This window comes from Methyloversatilis sp. MC4-4, assembly GCF_049843555.1.
Lineage (GTDB): Bacteria > Pseudomonadota > Gammaproteobacteria > Burkholderiales > Rhodocyclaceae > Methyloversatilis > Methyloversatilis discipulorum_B.
Genome location: NZ_JBBHZK010000002.1, coordinates 709,324 through 727,632 on the forward strand (window position 1 = coordinate 709,324; position 18,309 = coordinate 727,632).

21 protein-coding genes are annotated in these 18,309 nt (G+C 66.4%); 10 read left to right on the plus strand and 11 right to left on the minus strand.

The window, feature by feature from the left end; genetic code table 11:
* Positions 1–35: 35 nt before the first annotated feature.
* The 5 genes from queA to secF all read left to right on the plus strand — a co-directional run bounded on the left by queA (position 36) and on the right by secF (position 5,535).
* Positions 36–1,127 carry a tRNA preQ1(34) S-adenosylmethionine ribosyltransferase-isomerase QueA gene (gene queA, locus WDZ97_RS10135; protein ID WP_425762667.1) on the plus strand — a complete coding sequence of 364 codons (1,092 nt, stop codon included), beginning with the start codon at positions 36–38 and terminating at the stop codon, positions 1,125–1,127.
* Positions 1,117–2,226: a tRNA guanosine(34) transglycosylase Tgt gene (gene tgt / locus WDZ97_RS10140; RefSeq protein ID WP_425762668.1), complete on the plus strand. Its 1,110-nt coding sequence runs from the start codon at positions 1,117–1,119 to the stop codon at positions 2,224–2,226. Before queA ends, tgt begins: the two co-directional genes overlap by 11 nt.
* Positions 2,227–2,328: 102 nt before the next feature.
* On the plus strand, positions 2,329–2,655 hold the full coding sequence (gene yajC / locus WDZ97_RS10145) for a preprotein translocase subunit YajC (protein ID WP_019919264.1): 327 nt from the start codon (positions 2,329–2,331) through the stop codon (positions 2,653–2,655).
* A 63-nt stretch (positions 2,656–2,718) separates the two neighbouring features.
* Positions 2,719–4,569, plus strand: coding sequence for a protein translocase subunit SecD (gene secD / locus WDZ97_RS10150; protein ID WP_296809689.1), 1,851 nt, complete (start codon positions 2,719–2,721; stop codon positions 4,567–4,569).
* A gap of 27 nt (positions 4,570–4,596) precedes the next feature.
* On the plus strand, positions 4,597–5,535 hold the full coding sequence (secF, locus tag WDZ97_RS10155) for a protein translocase subunit SecF (protein ID WP_425762669.1): 939 nt from the start codon (positions 4,597–4,599) through the stop codon (positions 5,533–5,535).
* A gap of 67 nt (positions 5,536–5,602) precedes the next feature.
* Here the strand turns inward: secF and WDZ97_RS10160 are convergent, their stop codons facing one another.
* Both WDZ97_RS10160 and purB read right to left on the minus strand, forming a co-directional pair.
* Positions 5,603–5,923, minus strand: coding sequence for a DUF2322 family protein (locus tag WDZ97_RS10160; RefSeq protein ID WP_020163745.1), 321 nt, complete (start codon positions 5,921–5,923; stop codon positions 5,603–5,605).
* A 20-nt stretch (positions 5,924–5,943) separates the two neighbouring features.
* Positions 5,944–7,311 (minus strand): adenylosuccinate lyase, encoded by a 1,368-nt coding sequence (gene purB / locus WDZ97_RS10165; RefSeq protein WP_020163744.1) that lies wholly within the window; start codon positions 7,309–7,311, stop codon positions 5,944–5,946.
* Positions 7,312–7,461: 150 nt separating this feature from the next.
* On the opposite strand from purB, the gene WDZ97_RS10170 reads away from it, so the two are divergent.
* Positions 7,462–8,070 (plus strand): glutathione S-transferase, encoded by a 609-nt coding sequence (locus WDZ97_RS10170; RefSeq protein WP_425762670.1) that lies wholly within the window; start codon positions 7,462–7,464, stop codon positions 8,068–8,070.
* A gap of 47 nt (positions 8,071–8,117) precedes the next feature.
* Here the strand turns inward: WDZ97_RS10170 and mnmA are convergent, their stop codons facing one another.
* The 3 genes from mnmA to WDZ97_RS10185 are packed head-to-tail and all read right to left on the minus strand — an operon-like array spanning position 8,118 to position 10,262.
* Positions 8,118–9,260 carry a tRNA 2-thiouridine(34) synthase MnmA gene (mnmA, locus tag WDZ97_RS10175; protein ID WP_296809683.1) on the minus strand — a complete coding sequence of 381 codons (1,143 nt, stop codon included), beginning with the start codon at positions 9,258–9,260 and terminating at the stop codon, positions 8,118–8,120.
* Positions 9,253–9,807, minus strand: a complete 555-nt coding sequence (locus WDZ97_RS10180; protein WP_296809682.1) for a hypothetical protein — start codon at positions 9,805–9,807, stop codon at positions 9,253–9,255. Before WDZ97_RS10180 ends, mnmA begins: the two co-directional genes overlap by 8 nt.
* A complete protein-coding gene (locus WDZ97_RS10185; RefSeq protein WP_020163740.1) occupies positions 9,807–10,262 on the minus strand; it encodes an NUDIX hydrolase in 456 nt (151 codons plus the stop codon). The genes WDZ97_RS10180 and WDZ97_RS10185 overlap by 1 nt, the downstream gene beginning before the upstream one ends.
* Before the next feature lie 96 nt (positions 10,263–10,358).
* On the opposite strand from WDZ97_RS10185, the gene WDZ97_RS10190 reads away from it, so the two are divergent.
* From WDZ97_RS10190 to WDZ97_RS10205, 4 genes are all read left to right on the plus strand, one after another.
* Entirely contained in the window at positions 10,359–11,279 is a 921-nt protein-coding gene (locus WDZ97_RS10190; RefSeq protein WP_019919273.1) for a branched-chain amino acid transaminase, read from the plus strand.
* Positions 11,280–11,358: 79 nt separating this feature from the next.
* On the plus strand, positions 11,359–11,571 hold the full coding sequence (locus WDZ97_RS10195) for a zinc-finger domain-containing protein (RefSeq protein WP_018228380.1): 213 nt from the start codon (positions 11,359–11,361) through the stop codon (positions 11,569–11,571).
* Between the two features lie 11 nt (positions 11,572–11,582).
* Positions 11,583–12,014, plus strand: coding sequence for a YybH family protein (locus tag WDZ97_RS10200; protein ID WP_019919274.1), 432 nt, complete (start codon positions 11,583–11,585; stop codon positions 12,012–12,014).
* Between the two features lie 13 nt (positions 12,015–12,027).
* Positions 12,028–12,990: a hydrolase gene (locus WDZ97_RS10205; RefSeq protein ID WP_425762671.1), complete on the plus strand. Its 963-nt coding sequence runs from the start codon at positions 12,028–12,030 to the stop codon at positions 12,988–12,990.
* A 34-nt stretch (positions 12,991–13,024) separates the two neighbouring features.
* Here the strand turns inward: WDZ97_RS10205 and WDZ97_RS10210 are convergent, their stop codons facing one another.
* The 6 genes from WDZ97_RS10210 to WDZ97_RS10235 form a co-directional block, all read right to left on the minus strand.
* Entirely contained in the window at positions 13,025–14,638 is a 1,614-nt protein-coding gene (locus WDZ97_RS10210; RefSeq protein ID WP_425762672.1) for an NAD(P)/FAD-dependent oxidoreductase, read from the minus strand.
* Positions 14,639–14,711: 73 nt separating this feature from the next.
* Positions 14,712–15,083, minus strand: coding sequence for an adenosylmethionine decarboxylase (gene speD / locus WDZ97_RS10215; RefSeq protein WP_020163737.1), 372 nt, complete (start codon positions 15,081–15,083; stop codon positions 14,712–14,714).
* A complete protein-coding gene (locus tag WDZ97_RS10220; protein ID WP_018228375.1) occupies positions 15,080–15,223 on the minus strand; it encodes a hypothetical protein in 144 nt (47 codons plus the stop codon). Before WDZ97_RS10220 ends, speD begins: the two co-directional genes overlap by 4 nt.
* 2 nt (positions 15,224–15,225) lie before the next feature.
* A complete protein-coding gene (locus WDZ97_RS10225; protein ID WP_425762673.1) occupies positions 15,226–16,719 on the minus strand; it encodes a DUF4178 domain-containing protein in 1,494 nt (497 codons plus the stop codon).
* An 8-nt stretch (positions 16,720–16,727) separates the two neighbouring features.
* A complete protein-coding gene (locus tag WDZ97_RS10230; RefSeq protein WP_020163735.1) occupies positions 16,728–17,738 on the minus strand; it encodes an SPFH domain-containing protein in 1,011 nt (336 codons plus the stop codon).
* A gap of 143 nt (positions 17,739–17,881) precedes the next feature.
* Positions 17,882–18,283, minus strand: a complete 402-nt coding sequence (locus tag WDZ97_RS10235; RefSeq protein WP_425762674.1) for a DUF350 domain-containing protein — start codon at positions 18,281–18,283, stop codon at positions 17,882–17,884.
* Positions 18,284–18,309: the final 26 nt, after the last annotated feature.

Consider the following 18,309-nt stretch of genomic DNA (forward strand, 5'->3'; position numbering starts at 1 on the left):
GACCGACGCCGTCCGGCAAGTCGCCGGGCGGTACAATGCGCGGTTTTTCGCGCTTCTCCGCCCTGTCCGACGCCGTGCTCACGCTTTCCGACTTCGATTACGACCTGCCCGACGAACTGATCGCGCAGGCGCCTCTGCCCGAACGCAGCGCCAGCCGCCTGCTGGTGGTCGGCCGCGACGCGCCGACCGACGCCGGCATCCGCGACCTGCCGCAATGGCTCGACCCCGGCGATCTGCTGGTGTTCAATGACACCCGGGTGATGCACGCCCGCCTGTACGGCCAGAAGGACAGCGGTGGTCAGGTCGAGGTGCTGATCGAGCGGCTGACCGGCGAGCATGAGGCGCTGGCCCAGGTACGCGCCAGCAAGACGCCCAGACCCGGTAGCCGGTTGCGCATGGAGAACGCCTTCGACCTGGAGGTGCTGGGGCGCGATGGCGAGTTCTTCGTGCTGCGCGGTCCGGTCGACGCACCGCTGCTCGACCTGCTGGAGCGCCACGGCCGCCTGCCGCTGCCGCCCTACATCGACCGCGCGGCGGCGGAAGCCGACGAGGAGCGCTACCAGACCGTGTTCGCGCGCGAAACCGGCTCGGTCGCCGCACCCACCGCCGGCCTGCATTTCGACGAAGCGCTGCTGGCCGCGGTCGCCGCGCGCGGCGTACGCATCGCGCGGGTGACGCTGCACGTGGGCGCCGGCACCTTCCAGCCGGTGCGTGTCGAAAACCTGGCCGAGCACCGGATGCACAGCGAACGCTTCCAGCTGTCGGCCGACACCGCGCAGGCCATCGCCGACACCCGGGCAGCCGGCGGGCGTGTGGTCGCCGTCGGCACCACCAGCCTGCGCTGCCTGGAATCTGCGGCGGCCGCCTGCGGCGACGGTCCGCTGGTCGCCTGCAGCGGCGACACCCGGCTGTTCATCACGCCCGGCTACGACTTCCGCGTGATCGACGGCCTGCTCACCAATTTCCACCTGCCGAAATCGACGCTGCTGATGCTGGTCTCTGCGCTGGCCGGCCGGCGCCGCATCTTCGCGGCCTACGCGCACGCGGTGGCGCAGCGCTACCGCTTTTTCAGCTACGGCGACGCCATGTTCATTCCGGCGCGCATGAAGGATTCCGATGAAGTTTGAACTGCTCGCCACCGATGGTCTGGCCCGCCGCGCCCGCGTCACGCTGGCGCATGGCACTGTCGACACGCCCGTCTTCATGCCGGTCGGCACTTACGGCACCGTCAAGGGCATGGACCCGGCCGAATTGCGGGACATGGGCGCGCGCATCGTGCTCGGCAACACCTTCCACCTGTGGCTGCGACCGGGCACTGACATCATCCGCAAGCACGGCGGCCTGCACCGCTTCATGGGCTGGGACCGGCCCATCCTGACCGACTCCGGCGGTTTCCAGGTGTTCTCGCTCGGCGCGCTGCGCAAGATCACCGAAGAAGGCGTGCGCTTTGCCAGCCCGATCAACGGCGACAAGCTGATGCTGACGCCGGAGGAGTCGATGCGCATCCAGCACGATCTGAATTCCGACGTAGTGATGATTTTCGACGAGTGCACGCCCTACCCGGCCGATCACGCGACGGCGGCCGAGTCGATGCGGCTCAGCCTGCGCTGGGCACAGCGCTCGCGCGACGCGCACGACACGCTGGGCAACACGAATGCGCTGTTCGCCATCGTGCAGGGCGGCATGCATGAAGACCTGCGCGACGAGTCACTCGCCGGACTGAAGGACATCGGCTTCGACGGCTACGCCATAGGCGGCCTGTCGGTCGGCGAACCGAAGGAGGACATGCAGCGCATCCTCGCGCACACCGCGCCCCGGCTGCCGCAGGACGCGCCGCACTACCTGATGGGGGTCGGCACGCCGGAAGACATCGTGCACGCGATCGGCTACGGCATCGACATGTTCGACTGCGTCATGCCGACCCGCAATGCGCGCAACGGCTGGCTGTTCACCCGCTACGGCGACATCAAGCTGAAGAATGCGCGCTACAAGGACGACACCGCGCCGCTCGACGCCTCCTGCGAGTGCCACACCTGCACGCACTACACGCGCGCCTACCTGCACCACCTGCACCGCTGCAACGAAATGCTGGGCGCGCGCCTGAACACGCTGCACAACCTGCACTTCTACCAGCAGTTCACGCGCGAAGCGCGTGAAGCGATCGAAGCCGGCCGATACGCTCAGTGGTCAGCTTCCTTCCTGGCCGAACGCATGCGCGGTGTCTGACCCGCGCAATGGCCGATATGTGAGCAAATCCTGCCCATCCGGGCATGTAGGACGCGACTGATATACTCGCGAGCTTTCCAATAAGTCCAACCGGAGACCACCGTGCTCATTTCCCCCGCCTACGCGCAAGCCGCTGGCGCCGCCGATCCCACCGGCGGCATCATGGGCCTGCTGCCCATCGTCCTGATGTTCGTCGTGCTGTGGTTCCTGATGATCCGCCCGCAGATGAAGCGCGCCAAGGAACACAAGTCCATGGTCGAAGCGCTGGCCAAGGGCGACGAGGTCGTCACCCAGGGTGGCGTCGCCGGCCGCATCGTCAAGGTCAGCGACAACTTCATCACCGTCGAACTGGCACCGAACGTCGAAGTCGCGGTGCAGCGTCAGGCTGTATCGACCGTGCTGCCCAAGGGCACGCTGAAGGCGCTGTAAGCCATTCCGGCCCGGCCGGTGGCGAGCGCCACCGGCATTTCCCCTCCTGATTCCCGCCTCGCAATGAACCGCTACCCGCTCTGGAAAAACGCGCTGGTGATCGTGGCGCTGCTGCTCGGGCTGATCTACACGCTGCCCAACTTCTACGGCGAAGCCCCGGCCGTGCAGGTGTCGACGGCGCGCACCGGCGTCACCATCGACGCAGAACTGATGTCGCAGGTCGAGAACACGCTGAAGCAGGCGTCCATCGCCCACACCGGCCTGACACTGGACAACAGCGGCGTACGCGTGCGCCTGGCCGATACCGACACCCAGCTGAAGACACGCGACGTGCTCGAAAAGGCGCTGAACCCGGACGCCAATGATGCCCGCTACGTCGTGGCGCTGAACCTGCTGTCGAAATCGCCGACCTGGCTGCGCTCCTTCGGTGCGCTGCCGATGTACCTCGGCCTCGATCTGCGCGGCGGCGTGCACTTCCTGCTTCAGGTCGACATGAAGGGCGCGCTGACCAAGCGTGTCGATTCGATGGCGTCCGACCTGCGCACCCAGCTGCGCGAGAAGAACATCCGTCACGGCGGCATCAACCGCGAAGGCGACACGCTCGCGCTGCGTTTCCGCGACGCCGCCGGCCGCGACGCCGCGCGCGGCACGGTCGAGAGCGTGCTGCCCGACATGGCCTGGACCACCAGCGAATCCGGCGGCGACTTCGTGCTGACCGGCCGCATGAAGGAAATCGCCGAGAAGGACATCCGCGAGTCGGCGATCAAGCAGAACATCCTGACGCTGCAGAAGCGCGTGAACGAACTGGGCGTGGCCGAACCCATCATCCAGCAGCAGGGCGCGGACCGCATCGTCGTCCAGCTGCCCGGTGTGCAGGACGTGGCCAAGGCCAAGGACCTGATCGGCCGCACCGCTACGCTCGAAGTGCGCCTGGTCGACCAGGAGGCGATGCTCAGCGGGAATATGGACGGTCTTGAGGTCTATCCCGAGCGCGCGCGCAACGGCATCGTGACCCAGGTACCGGTGAAGAAGCAGGTCATCCTGACTGGCGAGCGCTTCGAAACCGCCCAGTCCTCGTTCGACGATGCCAACCGTCCGGCCGTCGCAGTAAAGCTCGATTCGACCGGCGGCCGCATCATGCGCACGGTGACCCGCGAGAACCTGAAGAAGATGATGGCCATCCTGCTGTTCGAGAAGGGCCGCGGCGAGGCGATCTCGGTGGCGACCATTCAGGGCGAGTTCGGCGACCGCTTCCAGATCACCGGCCAGTTCAGCCCGCAGGAAACCAATACGCTGGCCATCCTGATCCGCTCGGGCGCGCTGGCTGCGCCGATGGACATCATCGAAGAGCGCGTGATCGGCCCCTCGCTCGGCGCCGAGAACATCGAGAAGGGCTTCAACTCGACGATGTGGGGCTTCCTCGCGATCGCCGTGTTCATGATCGGCTACTACATGGTGTTCGGCTTCATCTCGTCCGCCGCGCTGGCCGCCAACCTGCTGTTCCTGATCGCGCTGCTGTCGCTGCTGCAGGCCACGCTGACACTGCCCGGCATTGCCGCCATCGCGCTGACGCTGGGCATGGCGATCGACGCCAACGTGCTGATCAACGAGCGCATCCGCGAGGAACTGCGCCTCGGTGTCAGCCCGCAGGCGGCGATCACCGCCGGCTACGAGCGCGCCTGGGCGACCATTCTCGACTCCAACGTCACCACCATGATTGCCGGCCTTGCGCTGCTCATCTTCGGCTCAGGCCCGGTGCGCGGCTTCGCCGTCGTGCATTGCCTCGGCATCCTGACCTCGATGTTCAGTGCCGTGGTGGTATCGCGCGCGATGGTGAACATGGTCTATGGCCGTGCCCGCAAGCTCGAGAAGCTGTCGATCGGCACCGTCTGGAAACCGGGCGCAGGCGCCTGAACCGCATACAAGGAAAGCTGAACAGCCATGGAATTCTTCCGTATCCGGCGCGACATCCCCTTCATGCGCCATGCGCTGGTGTTCAACGTCATTTCGCTGGTGACCTTCCTGCTCGCGGTGTTCTTCCTCGCCACGCGCGGCCTGCACCTGTCGGTTGAGTTCACCGGCGGCACGCTGATGGAAGTCGCCTACAGCGAGGCGGCCGATCTGAACGCGGTGCGCAAGTCATTGACCGACAGCGGCTTCAGTGACCCGCAGGTGCAGAACTTCGGCACCGCACGCGACGTGCTGATCCGTCTGCCGCTGGTCAAGGACAGCGACTCGGCCAAGGTGAGCCAGCAGGTGATGGCCACACTGTCGGCCGGTGAAGGCGCGAAGCCCGAACTGCGCCGCGTCGAGTACGTCGGCCCGCAGGTCGGCAAGGAACTGGCCGCCGACGGTTCGCTGGCGCTGATGCTGGTGATCATCGGCATCGTGATCTACCTCGCGATGCGCTTCGAGTGGCGCTTCGCGGTGTCGGCCATCATCGCCAACCTGCACGACGTGGTCATCATCCTCGGCTTCTTCGCCGCCTTCCAGTGGGAATTCTCGCTGCCGGTGCTGGCTGCGGTGCTGGCCGTACTGGGCTATTCGGTGAATGAATCGGTGGTGGTGTTCGACCGCGTGCGCGAAGTGTTTCGCAATGCACGCAAGCGCACGATGAGCGTGCCGGAAGTGCTGGACCACGCGATCACCAGCACGATCTCGCGCACCATCATCACCCACGGTTCGACGCAGATGATGGTGCTGTCGATGCTGCTGTTCGGTGGCGAGGCGCTGCACTACTTCGCAGTCGCGCTGACCATCGGCATCTGCTTCGGCATCTACTCGTCGGTGCTGGTCGCCAGCCCGCTGGTCATGTGGCTGGGCGTCAAGCGCGAGCAGCTGGCCAAACCGGTCAAGCAGAAGCAGGAAGCGGTGGTCTGAGCGCAAACCCTGCACCCAAAAAAGAAACCCGGCCGCGGCCGGGTTTCTTTTTGTCTGCCCGTTCCTATCAGGGCTGGGCGAACACCTGCTTCACGCGCAGGGTCTGGCCGTTCTCGATCAGCGCGATCAGGCGGTCTATGTTCGGGTGCTTGCCCGGGTTGGCCCTGGCATCGACGGTGTGCTCGGCGTAGATGTCCAGCGCCTGCTTCGCCGCATCCGGCGTGATCGCACCGTGCAGCTGCGCGAGGTGGTTGTAGACCGCCAGCGAGCCAGCCTGGCCCGGCTTGTTCTCGATGGTGGCGACCACTTCACCGGCCGCGTCCAGAAGCTGCAGCGCCGACAGGTGCGACACGCCGGGCAGCGTCTTCAGGGTTTCCGCAAAACTCATCTTCGTCTCTCCGCAATCGATCAGATGGCGCGGGCCAGACGGGCCGCGTCGCCGATATAGCTCGCCGGCGTCATCGCCAGCAGACGGTCGCGCTCGGCCTGCGGCAGATCGAGCTTGGCAATGAAGGCCTGCAGGCCTTCGCGCGTGATGCCGCGGCCGCGCGTCAGTTCCTTCAGCTGTTCGTACGGATTGGGGATGCCGTAGCGGCGCATGACCGTCTGCACCGGCTCGGCCAGCACTTCCCAGCAGGCGTCGAGATCGGCTGCCAGCGCGGCCGGTTCGGCCAGCAGCTTGCCCAGACCGCGCGACAGAGAATCCAGCGCCAGCACGCTGTAGCCAAAGGCCACGCCCATATTGCGCAGCACGGTCGAGTCGGTGAGGTCACGCTGCATGCGCGACACCGGCAGCTTTTCCGACAGGTGGCGCAGCACCGCGTTGGCCAGGCCCAGATTGCCTTCGGCGTTCTCGAAGTCGATCGGGTTCACCTTGTGCGGCATGGTGGAACTGCCGATCTCGCCCTCCTTCAGCTTCTGCTTGAAGTAGCCGAGCGAGATGTACATCCAGAAATCGCGTGCGGCGTCGAGCAGGATGGTGTTGGCACGGCCCATCGCGTCGAACAGTTCGGCCATCGCGTCGTGCGGCTCGATCTGGATCGTGTAGGGATTGAACTCAAGGCCGAAGGATTCGATGAATTCGCGGTTGAACTGCGGCCAGTCGACATCCGGGTAGGCAGAGAGGTGGGCGTTGTAGTTACCGACCGCGCCATTGAACTTGGCGGTCAGGCTGACCGCGGCGATGCGCGCGCGGGCGCGCATCAGGCGCGCGGCGATATTGGCCATTTCCTTGCCCAGCGTGGTCGGGCTGGCCGGCTGGCCGTGCGTGCGCGACAGCATCGGAACGTCGGCCAGTTCGTGCGCCATGCCGCGCAGACGCTCGATCACTGCGTCGAGTGCAGGCAGCAGCACCTCGGTGCGCGCCTCGTTCAGCATCAGTGCGTGCGACACGTTATTGATGTCTTCCGAGGTACAGGCGAAGTGGATGAATTCGGACACGCCGGTCACTTCGGCGTTCTTCGCCAGGCGTTCCTTCAGCCAGTACTCCATCGCCTTCACGTCGTGATTGGTGCGCGCCTCGATGGTCTTGATCGCGGCAGCGTCATCGACACCGAAGTCGCGGATGACCGTATCGAGCTCGTCCAGCGTGGCCTGCGAAAAGGCCTTCACCTCGGCGATCTGCGGGCTGGCGGCCAGCGCGCGCAGCCAGGCGATCTCGACGCGGACGCGATTGCGGATCAGGCCGTACTCGCTGAAATGGCCGCGCAGCGGGTCGAGCTTGGCAGCGTAGCGGCCGTCCAGCGGCGACAGCGCGGAAAGGGTGTGGGCACTCATGAGGAAACCTGCGGAAAGAAGGGAAAGGAATTGCCCGACGCACACACGTCGTGCAACGCAGCACGAATTTTATCATGTGCTTACGGTGGCTCCGGCGTGGCCACCGTAAGCGGGACGCTATAATTCCGACGTCGTCAAACGGTGCTGTCCATGAAACTCGTCGGTTCCCTCACCAGCCCCTACGTGCGCAAGACGCGCGTCGTGCTCGCCGAAAAGAAGATCGATTGCGAATTCGTGATCGACTCGCCCTGGGTGGACACCAGCGGCGTGCCCGATCTGAACCCGCTGGGCAAGATTCCGGTGCTGCTGCTCGATGACGACACCCGCCTGTTCGATTCGCGCGTGATCGTCGAATACCTCGACGGTGTGGCGCCGAACAACAAGCTGCTGCCGTCGACCGCGCGCGAACGCGCGCTGGTCAAGCGCTGGGAGGCGCTGGCCGACGGCATGACCGACGCCGCAGTGACCATCGTGCTTGAGCGCCGCCGCCCGGACGACGAACGCAGCGCGGGCTGGATCGCCCGCCACCGCGTCAAGATCGATCGCGCGCTGGTCGCCCTGGCGGAAGACCTCGGCGACGGGGCCTGGTGCCACGGAAACGGCATCTCGCTGGCCGACATCGCGGTCGGTTGCGCACTCGGTTACCTCGATTTCCGCATGCCCGAGCTGGACTGGCGCGCCGCCCATCCCAATCTCGCCCGCCTGCAGGAAAAACTGATGCAGCGCCCCTCGCTGGCCGACACGGTGCCGCACGAGTAAGCGACAACGGTCCGGCGCACCGCGCCGCCGGACCTCGAAGGCGGCGCTCAGGCCGCCGGCGTCGCCCCGGTGATGATGCCGCCGCCGAGGCACACCTTGCTCTCGTAGACCACGACGCTCTGCCCCGGCGTCACCGCCCACTGCGGCTCGGCGAACACGATTTCGCAGCGCTCGGCATCCACCGCGTCGATGCTGCACGGCGCGTCCGGCTGGCGGTAGCGCGTCTTCGCCGCATACACCCAGTGCGTGTGCGGCGGGCGTCCCGACACCCAGGACAGATCGCTCGCCACCAGGCTGCCCGACAGCAGGGCCGGGTGGTCATGGCCACGCACGACGTAGAGCACGTTCTTCTCCATGTCCTTGCGCGCTGAATACCAGGCTTCGTGCTCGCCGGCGTCGTCCGCCATGCCCTTCAGGCCGCCAATGCCCAGGCCCTTGCGCTGGCCTATCGTGTGATACATCAGCCCATCGTGCCGGCCGAGCACGCGCTCGCTATCGAGATCACGGATCTCGCCCGGCGTGACCGGCAGATAGCGCTGCAGGAACTCGCGGAACGGTCGCTCGCCGACGAAACAGATGCCGGTGGAATCTTTCTTCGCCGCGTTCGCTAACCCGGCGTCGGCTGCGATGCGACGCACGTCACGCTTGTACAGGTGGCCAACCGGGAACATCGTGCGCGACAGCTGCGCCTGGTTCAGTCGGTGCAGGAAATAGCTCTGGTCCTTGGTACCGTCCTCTCCCTTCAGCAGCTGAAAGCTGCCGTCGAACTCCCTGACCTGCGCGTAGTGGCCGGTGGCGATGCGGGTCGCACCCAGTTGCATCGCGTGGTCGAGAAAGGCGGTGAACTTGATCTCTGCGTTGCACAGCACGTCAGGATTCGGCGTGCGGCCCGCCTGGTACTCGCGCAGGAAGCTGGCAAACACGCGGTCCTTGTACTCGGCCGAGAAATTGACGACTTCGAGGTCCATGCCGATCACGTCGGCCGCCGATACGGCATCGATCAGGTCCTGCCGCGTCGAACAGTATTCGTCGGTGTCGTCGTCTTCCCAGTTCTTCATGAACAGGCCGACCACCTTGTAGCCGGCCTGCTTCAGCAGCAGCGCCGAGACCGACGAATCGACGCCGCCGGACATGCCGACGACGACGGTTTCGCCATTTCCGGGTGCGATACCCGCCAGTGCCTCATTCATCCGGGTAACCCCCATCCTTCCATGTTTCGATGTCCATCACGACCGCCGGCTCGGCGTGGTCGCGAAACCAGGTGTCGACCGCCCAGCGGCCACCACCGTCGTTCTGTTCAATTGTCGCGCTGAAGTGCTGCATGATGAGCCAGCTGCGTCGCCGCTCGATGCCGGCTGCGCGGTGGAAGCGCAGCGCGCCAGCCGCCTGCAGCGCTTCCAGCATGCGCTCCGTGGTGTGCGCATGATCGATGCAGTCCATGCGCCCGTAAGCGCCGTCGTCGAGGAAATCGCCAGCGCGGTCGACGTGAATGGGCGTCTGTTCGCCCGCCCAGCGGTACATGCGGGCGATGGCATCCTGCAGCCGCAGCCGCTCTTCCGCCGCATCGTTCGCCAGCTGCAGTTCATTGCGCAGCGAACTGATGTGCGCCTCACTGTAGAGCACGGTCTGCGTCGTCAGGCAGCTGTAGTTGAAGCAGACATCGAGGGCGGTCGCGTGATCCGCGCGTGCGACCGTCACGCTCAGCAGCAGCGTCAGCAGGCAAGCGGCACGACGCATCAGGAAAAATGCCGCACGACCGTCAGCGGCAAACGGACGCCGGCCAGCCAGTCCTGCACGCAGGCCCACACCAGCGGACTGCGGTGCCGGGCGCGACTGGCTTCGATTTCGGCCGGCGTCATCCAGATCGCGCGGACGATGCCGTCGTCCAGCGCGCGCCCGGCGATCTGCTCTCCGGCGTCGCCGGCAAACGCGAATCTCAGATAGGTCACTTCGCCGTCCGGTCGCCGCCACTGGTACACGCCGACCAGTTCGCGCGGCTCGAAGGGGTGGGCCGTCTCTTCCATGGCCTCGCGGGCACAGGCCTCGACCAGCGATTCGCCCTCTTCGAGATGACCGGCGGGCTGGTTCAGCATGAGTCCGCCGGAGGTGTGCTCTTCCACCATCAGGAAGCGGCCGCGGTCTTCCATCAGCGCGGCCACCGTGACGTTGGGTTTCCAGATGCGTTCGCTCATGCGGCGATTTTAACGCGGCGGGCACGCCAGGACCGCCGCCGAACGGCCGGCTTCGGCTAAAATCGTTGGTTTACCGCAATCTCTGGAGTGTTTCCCATGTCGATGGCCGACCGCGACGGTTTTATCTGGTACGACGGCAAGATGGTGCCCTGGCGCGAGGCCACCACGCACGTACTGACGCACTCGCTGCACTACGGTCTGGCGGTCTTCGAGGGCGTACGCGCCTACAACACGGAAATCGGCACCGCCATCTTCCGTCTCAAGGAACACACCGACCGGCTGTTCAATTCGGCGCACATCTACATGATGAAGATGCCGTACAGCCGCGAAGAGTTGATGGAAGCGCAGCTCGAAGTGGTGCGCGCCAACAAGCTGGAATCCTGCTACATCCGCCCGATCGCCTTCTTCGGCTCGGAAAAGATGGGCATTTCGACCCGCGGCGCATCGGTGCACGTGTCGATCGCCGCCTGGCCCTGGGGCGCCTACCTTGGCGAGGACGGCCTGAAGCGCGGCATCCGCGTGAAGACCTCGTCCTACTCGCGCCATCACGTCAATGTGTCGATGTGCCGCGCCAAGTATTCCGGCACCTACGCGAACTCCATCCTCGCCAATATGGAAGCGACCGAACACGGCTACGACGAAGCGCTGCTGCTTGACGTCGATGGTTTCGTCGCCGAAGGCGCGGGCGAGAACCTGTTCGTGATCAAGGACAACAAGATCTACGAACCGGAAATCGCATCGGCACTGGTCGGCATCACGCGTGCGTCGGTGATCGAGATCGCCGCCGAACTGGGCTACCAGGTCGTGTCCAAGCGCCTGACCCGCGACGACATCTACACCGCGGACGAAGCCTTCTTCACCGGCACCGCCGCCGAGGTGACGCCGATCCGCGAACTGGACGGCCGCATCATCGGTGCCGGCAGCCGCGGCCCGGTCACCGAGAAGATCCAGGCCCGCTTCTTCGACGTGGTGAACGGCCGCGCGCCGGAATACCACCGCTGGCTCACCAGGATCTGAACCGGTGCGCGGCCCTTGCCGCGCACCTTTCCCGTTCCGCGGCGCCTGCGCGCCCTCTCCCTGTCCGGAGCACATTGAAATGACCCAAGCCGGTAACGATTCCAGCCGCGACCACGCACGCGAAATCGAAGTCAGCGCGAACGACCTTCCGCTGCATTGCCCGCTCCCCGGTGCGCCGCTGTGGGCGCGCCACCCGCGCGTCTTCCTCGACGTGACCAAGACCGGGCAGGCCGCCTGTCCGTACTGCGGTACCCGCTACAGCTACCACGGTCCGGCGATCGCCGGCCACTGAGCGGCGCGCGGATGGAAGTCCAGCGCAAGACCTTCTTCGCGTCGGCCCAGGAGGCGGAAACCGCCTTCTACGACGCGCGCAACCGCGGAGACATCGAAGGCATGATGGCCGTGTGGGCCGACGAGGACGACATCGTGTGCATCCTCGCCGGTTGCCAGCGCGCCAGCGGCTACGAGGCGGTGCGCGAAGCGTGGCGGCGCAGCTTCGCCGCCGCGCACGCGGATGTGCGCATCGGCAATGCGCTGGTCATCCAGGGCGCGCTGCAGGCCATCCACAGCGTGCAGGAAACGGTCACCGTGGCGGGCGAGCGCCAGCCGCGGCCGCTGCTGGCGGTGACCAACGTCTACGCACGCGGGCCGCTCGGCTGGCATATGGTGCTGCACCACGCATCGCCGCTGCCGGCCGCGCACGACGTCGGCGACGCGCCGAAGATTCTTCACTGACACCGCGCCCGGCGTGACCGCCCCGCCGCCCTTCCGTCCGGCATCGTGGCTGCCCGGCGGCCACGCACAGACCATCTGGCCGCGCTTCATCCCGCAGGCCATGCCGACGCTCGTACGCGAACGCCTCGATACACCGGACGGCGATTTCGTCGATGTCGACTGGCTGCCGCGGCGGGCCGCCCAGCCGCTGGTGCTTCTGTTTCACGGGCTCGAAGGCAGTTCCGGCAGTCATTACGCGAAGGCGCTGATGCATGCGCTGGCCGCGCGCGGCTGGAACGGCGCAGTCGTCCACGCGCGCGGCTGCTCGGGTGAACCGAACCGGCTGCTGCGCGCCTACCACTCGGGCGACAGCGCCGAACTCGACTGGCTGCTGCCGCGCGTCGTACCGCGCAACGAAGGCCGACCGGTTTACGCCGTCGGCGTGTCGCTGGGCGGCAACGTGCTGTGCAAATGGCTGGGTGAACAGGGGCAGGCGGCGTCGAAGTGGCTTACCGCCGCCGCCTCGGTCTGCGCACCGGTCGACCTGGGCGCCGCCGGCCGCGCACTGGACGAGGGCTTCAACCGCGTCTACACGCAATACTTCCTGCGCACGATGAAACCGCGCGCGCTGCTCAAGGCGCAGCGTTTCCCCGGCCTGCTGGACGAGGCGGCCATCGCCGCCTGCAATTCGATCCGCGCCTTCGACGACGCGGTCACCTCGCAGATCCACGGTTTCCGTGACGCCGACGACTACTGGACGCGCTGTGCATCACGCCCGCTGCTGAAGGCGGTGCGCACGCCGCTGCTGCTGCTGCAGGCGCTGAACGATCCGATGGTGCCCGCCTGGTCGCTCGCCACACCCGATCTGCTGTCGTCCGACGTGCGACCGGAATACACCGCGCAGGGCGGCCACGTCGGCTATGTCAGCGGCGCGCCGAAGGGCCGGCTCGACTGGCTGCCGCAGCGCGTGCTGCACTTCTTCGATACTGGCGCCTGATCCGGATCGTCCGGGCGAATGAGCGGAACCGCCCTCAGGCGGCCCCCGCAACCATGCTCAACGCGACCGCCTCGGCCACCTCGATGCCATCGACGGCCGCCGACAGGATGCCGCCAGCGTAGCCCGCCCCCTCGCCCGCCGGATATAGGCCGCGCGTATTCAGGCTCTGGTAGCTGACCGGATCACGCTTGATGCGGATCGGCGACGAGGTCCGCGTCTCGACACCGGTCAGCACTGCGTCATGCATCGCGAAACCCTTGATCTGCCGGTCGAAAGCCGGCAAGGCCTCGCGCATCGCGGTGATCGCATACTCGGGCAGAGCGGTGGCGAGGCTGCCCAGCGTGACGCCCGGCTTGTAGCTTGGCTCGACGGTGCCCAGCGCCTTCGATGGCCGGCCGGCGACGAAATCGCCGACCAGTTGCCCGGGCGCGCTGTAGTCGCCGCCACCCAGTTCGAAAGCACGGGATTCCAGCGAACGCTGGAGGTCGATGCCGGCCAGCGGATGACCGGGGTAGTCCTGCTCGGGCGAAATGCCGACCACGATGCCGGCGTTGGCATTGCGTTCGTTGCGCGAATACTGGCTCATGCCGTTGGTGACCACGCGCCCCTCTTCCGAGGTCGCGGCGACCACGGTGCCGCCCGGACACATGCAGAAGCTGTAGACCGAGCGGCCGTTCTTCGCGTGATGCACCAGCTTGTAGTCGGCCGCGCCCAGTACCGGATGACCGGCGAAGTCGCCGAAGCGCGCGCGATCGATGAGGCTCTGCGGATGCTCGATGCGGAAGCCCACCGAAAACGGCTTGGCCTCGACGTAGACGCCCTTCTCGTAAAGCATGGCGAAGGTGTCGCGCGCGCTGTGGCCGATGGCCAGCACCACGTGGTCGGTGGCGATCTCACTGCCGTCGGCCAGCTTGACGCCGCGTACTGCGCCGTCCTCGATGACGATGTCTTCCACCCGCGCCTGGAAGCGGATTTCGCCCCCCAGCGACTCGATCTCGGCGCGCATCTTCTCGACCATGCCGACCAGGCGGAAGGTGCCGATATGCGGCTTGCTCACGTAGAGGATTTCGTCCGGCGCGCCGGCCTTGACGAATTCGGTCAGCACCTTGCGACCGTAATGCTTCGGGTCCTTGATCTGGCTGTAGAGCTTGCCGTCGGAAAAGGTACCGGCGCCGCCCTCGCCGAACTGCACGTTCGACTCCGGATTGAGCACCCGCTTGCGCCACAGGCCCCAGGTGTCCTGGGTGCGCTCGCGCACCGCCTTGCCCCGCTCAAGCACGATGGGGCGGAATCCCATCTGCGCCAGCAACAGCGCGGCGAGGATGCCGCACGGCCCCATGCCGATCACCACCGGCCGGCGGCTCAGGCCGTCGGGCGCGTGGGTAACGAACCGGTATCGCGTGTCGGGCGTCGGCTGCAGGTGCGGCGACGGCTTCTGCGCCCTCAGCACCGCCGCCTCGTCGCGCAGTTCGACGTCCAGCGTATAGATCAGGTGGATGGCCGAGCGACGGCGGGCGTCATAGCCGCGGCGGAACACATGAACGGACAGCAGATCGGCATCGGCGATGCGCAGCCGTTCCAGCACGGCGGCGCGCAGCGCTTCTTCCGGGTGATCGAGCGGGAGTTTTATTTCGGTCAGTCTGAGCATCGAGGCAGGGCCTTGTCTATAAGCCAGCCCGTCAGTTTACCCGCTCGCCGGTGCAGACCGGAAACGGCGCGCATTAACCAGCATGCCTTTCGCCGCTCAGGCCGCGCGCGCACTCGCGCACATCGATGCGCCCGGCGCGCAGGCGTTCGCCGATCAGCGTGGCGGCGGTCATCGCCTCGGCTTCGCCGCACATGAACACATCCACCGCGGCGTAGCCGTGTTCCGGCCAGGTGTGGATGCTGATGTGCGACTCGGCCAGCAGCAGCACGCCGGTCACGCCCTGACCGGGGCCAAATGGGTGAAAGCGCGCGCCGAGCACACGGGCGCCGGCAACGCGGGCCGCCTCGCTCAACACGGCTTCGATCCGCGCGCAATCCTCAAGCCGGGCCGGCTCGACGCCATACAGGTCGAGCAGCACGTGGAGGCCTATCGGCGGCACGCTCATTTGTGCCCCGAGCCCCAGGACGAACCCGATCCGGAGCCGGACGAGTACGAGCGCGAACGACCGCCACCGTCGTCGTCTGCATTGATGGCCAGGCTGATCAGCAGCAGCACGAGCGCGTAGATGCCGTAGAACACCCGCATGGTCAGTCGAATTCCTTCACGGTCAGCGGCAGCCACAGCAGATAGAGCGCAATGCCGGTCACCACCAGCGCATCGAAGTTGAAGGGCAGGATGTAGCGCAGGTTCAGCAGGCCGATCAGGCCGGTGAAGGTCCAGGCAAGCGGCTTCAGCGTGGCCTTGCCCGCCACATCGAGCAGCATCGGCTTTTCCGTGTTCAGGCCGGCGGGCGCCGGTGCGATGGACGCCAGCCTGCGGCCCGCCCAGCTGGCAACCTGATCCAGCGACACCGGTTCGGCCAGCGACCAGCCCATCTCGTGCTGACTGCGCTCCAGATTGAGCACCCGGTCGCCCTGCACGTATTCACCGATCTCCGTGCGGTCGCCGGCACGCGCCCGCCACGGAAAGGCACCCACCACCTGACGTACTTCCGCCACATAGAGGTAGCGACGCACAAAGGCCTTGCCGCCCAGCGTCGCCGCGGTGGCGGTGAAGCTCTCGGGCCAGGCGTTCAGCACGCGGGCACGCTGCCAGCCCTGGCGGGTCTCCACCAGCCAGGAGAATCCGGCCTGCGGTGCGTACAGCAGGTATTCGAACCACTCCGGTTCAGACGCGTCGGCCGGCACACCGCAGCGCAGCCAGCCCATCACCCGCCAGGCCAGACCTTCGATGGTCAGCGTTTCGCCCGCCTGCAGGGTGGCACTGACCGCGCGTTCGTCCGCCGCCTGACGGCTGATCACTTCGGCCTGACCGGCCGCCAGCGAAATCTGCGACCGGCAGGACGGACAAGTAAGGTGCTGGGTAGCACCGGGCACCACCGCGGCCGGCGCGCCACAGGCCGGGCAAATGAGCGTGGCCACACCGCCCTGCAGCCGCCCTGCGCGCGCCGCGACGGCGTCCACATCACGCAGACGCTGGGCGTACAGACCGGCCAGCGACACGGCACGCCCGCGGTAGCAGACCGGCGGCAGATCGGAATAGTCCAGCGTCAGAAATTCGTCGCGATGGCGGTAGTCGATCACCCGCGCCACCCAGCGCGCATCGACCGGAAACGGCAGTTCGCCCTCGGCCGCGACGCACTCCGCCTTGCGGATGTCGGACGCATGCCAGAAGGTGCCCCCGTGCGACCAGCGGTTGCCCGGCTCGACCTTGTCGAACAGCGGTGGCCCCACCGCATCGCCGTCCGGCCGCGCAATGACGAACTGACCGGCGAAATCGCCCAGCCAGCCACTGCTGCCGTCGTCGAACAGCAGATACCACTCGTTCCACACGCCGTGCTCGTAGCGCAGCTGGATGCGGCCGACCACGGTGAAACCCTGACCGGCGTACTGGCCGCTGGTCATGATCTGCACCGGCGAGTGGTCTTCGATCAGCGCCGCCTGCTTGCCGATGTCGCGCACCGCGTCGGCGTCGCGCAGCAGCGTGGTGCGGCAATAGCCGCACACTGCCATGCGCGAAGCGGCCGAACGGTACTCGACCGGTGCCCCGCAGCCGGGGCAGGCCACCTGATACATCGCCATGCGGAGGGTCAGCCGCCGGTGATCTGCTTGATCACTTCGGCCTTGGCCGTGTCATAGTCGGCCTGCGTGATGAGCCCGCCGTCGAGCAAGGACTTCAGCTTGCCCAGACGGACCTCGGGCGCATCGGTCGCTGCCGCGGGCGCAGCCGGCGCACCGGCCTGTGCGTTGCGCATCGCCTCGGTCATCACCTGCCCCATCGTGAGGCCGGCGCCCAGGCTCGCGCCGATGCCGGCCAGCCCGCCCTCGTTCTGCGCGGCCAGCGGAATCGCGTTGGCGGTCTGGTACTGGGTGTAGGTGGCCATATTGCCGACCATGCCCATCGAAATCCGGGTGTCGAGTGCCTTCTGCAGTTCTTCCGGCAGCGAGATGCTCTCGACCGCGAAATTGTCGATCGCCACGCCGTAGCGCTCGAACACCGGCGTCATCGCCGCCTTCACCGCGTCCGACATCACGCCCAGATTGGCCGCCATGTCGAGGAAGGGCGCAGCGGAATTGCCGAGCGTGCTGCTCATCGTCGACACGACCAGATTGCGCAGCTGCATTTCGAGGTCGTCGACCGTGTAGGTGTCGCGCGTGCCGCTTATTTCGGTGAAGAACTTCTTCGGGTCGGCCAGCTTGTACGAGTACATGCCGAAGGCGCGCAGCCGCACCATGCCGAAATCCTTGTCGCGCACCGTGACCGGTTGCGGCGTGCCCCACTTGCGGCCGAGCTGCAGGCGGGTGCTGAAGAAGTAGACGTCGCTCTTGAAGGGCGACTGGAACAGCTTGTCCCAGTTCTGCAGGTAGGTGAGGATGGGCAGCGTATTCGTGTTCAGCGTGTGCAGGCCGGGTCCGAACACGTCGGCCACCTTGCCTTCATTGACGAACACCGCCATCTGCGACTCGCGCACCGTCAGCTTCGCGCCGTACTGGATTTCGAAGTCCTGCATCGGGTAGCGCCAGGCCAGCACCCCGTCGCCGTCCTCGTTCCACTGCAGTACGTCGATGAACTGCTTCTTGATGAAATCACCGATACCCATCGTCGACTCCTCTCAGTTGTTCCACTGTTCGTCACCTTACAAAGACGCCTGAACGGGGCCCGCGCCGCCCGCAGGGCCGCCCCCAAGGGCGAGCGCAGCCCCCTCGGGGGGCAGCGAACGCAGTGAGCGTGGGGGCCTTCATCTCAGGAAAGACAGGCGGCATTGATCACGCCGACCACCAGCGACACCGTGCCCATCAGCGCACCCATCGCCATATTGTTCGCTTCGATTGCCGCCTTCATTTCCGGCAGGCTGCGCTCGATCAACAGATAGGCCGCCACCTGCACCACCGCCGCCAGCGTGCCCCAGGCGATGAACATCAGGTAGTGGTCGTTGTGCAGGATGCTGGATGCGACGGTCAGCGAGAAGCCGATGATGGCGCCGGCCAGCGACAGCGCGGCAGCGGTGCAGCCGCGGCGGATCAGCGGCATTTCGTGGAAGGGCGTGAAGCGCACATAGACGGCTGCGAACAGGCCGACCATGATCAGCCCGGACAGCAGGTGCTTCAGATAGAGGTAGAACTGATCGACCGGCAGTTGCGGCATGATTGCGCGTCTCCAACCTTCTGTGC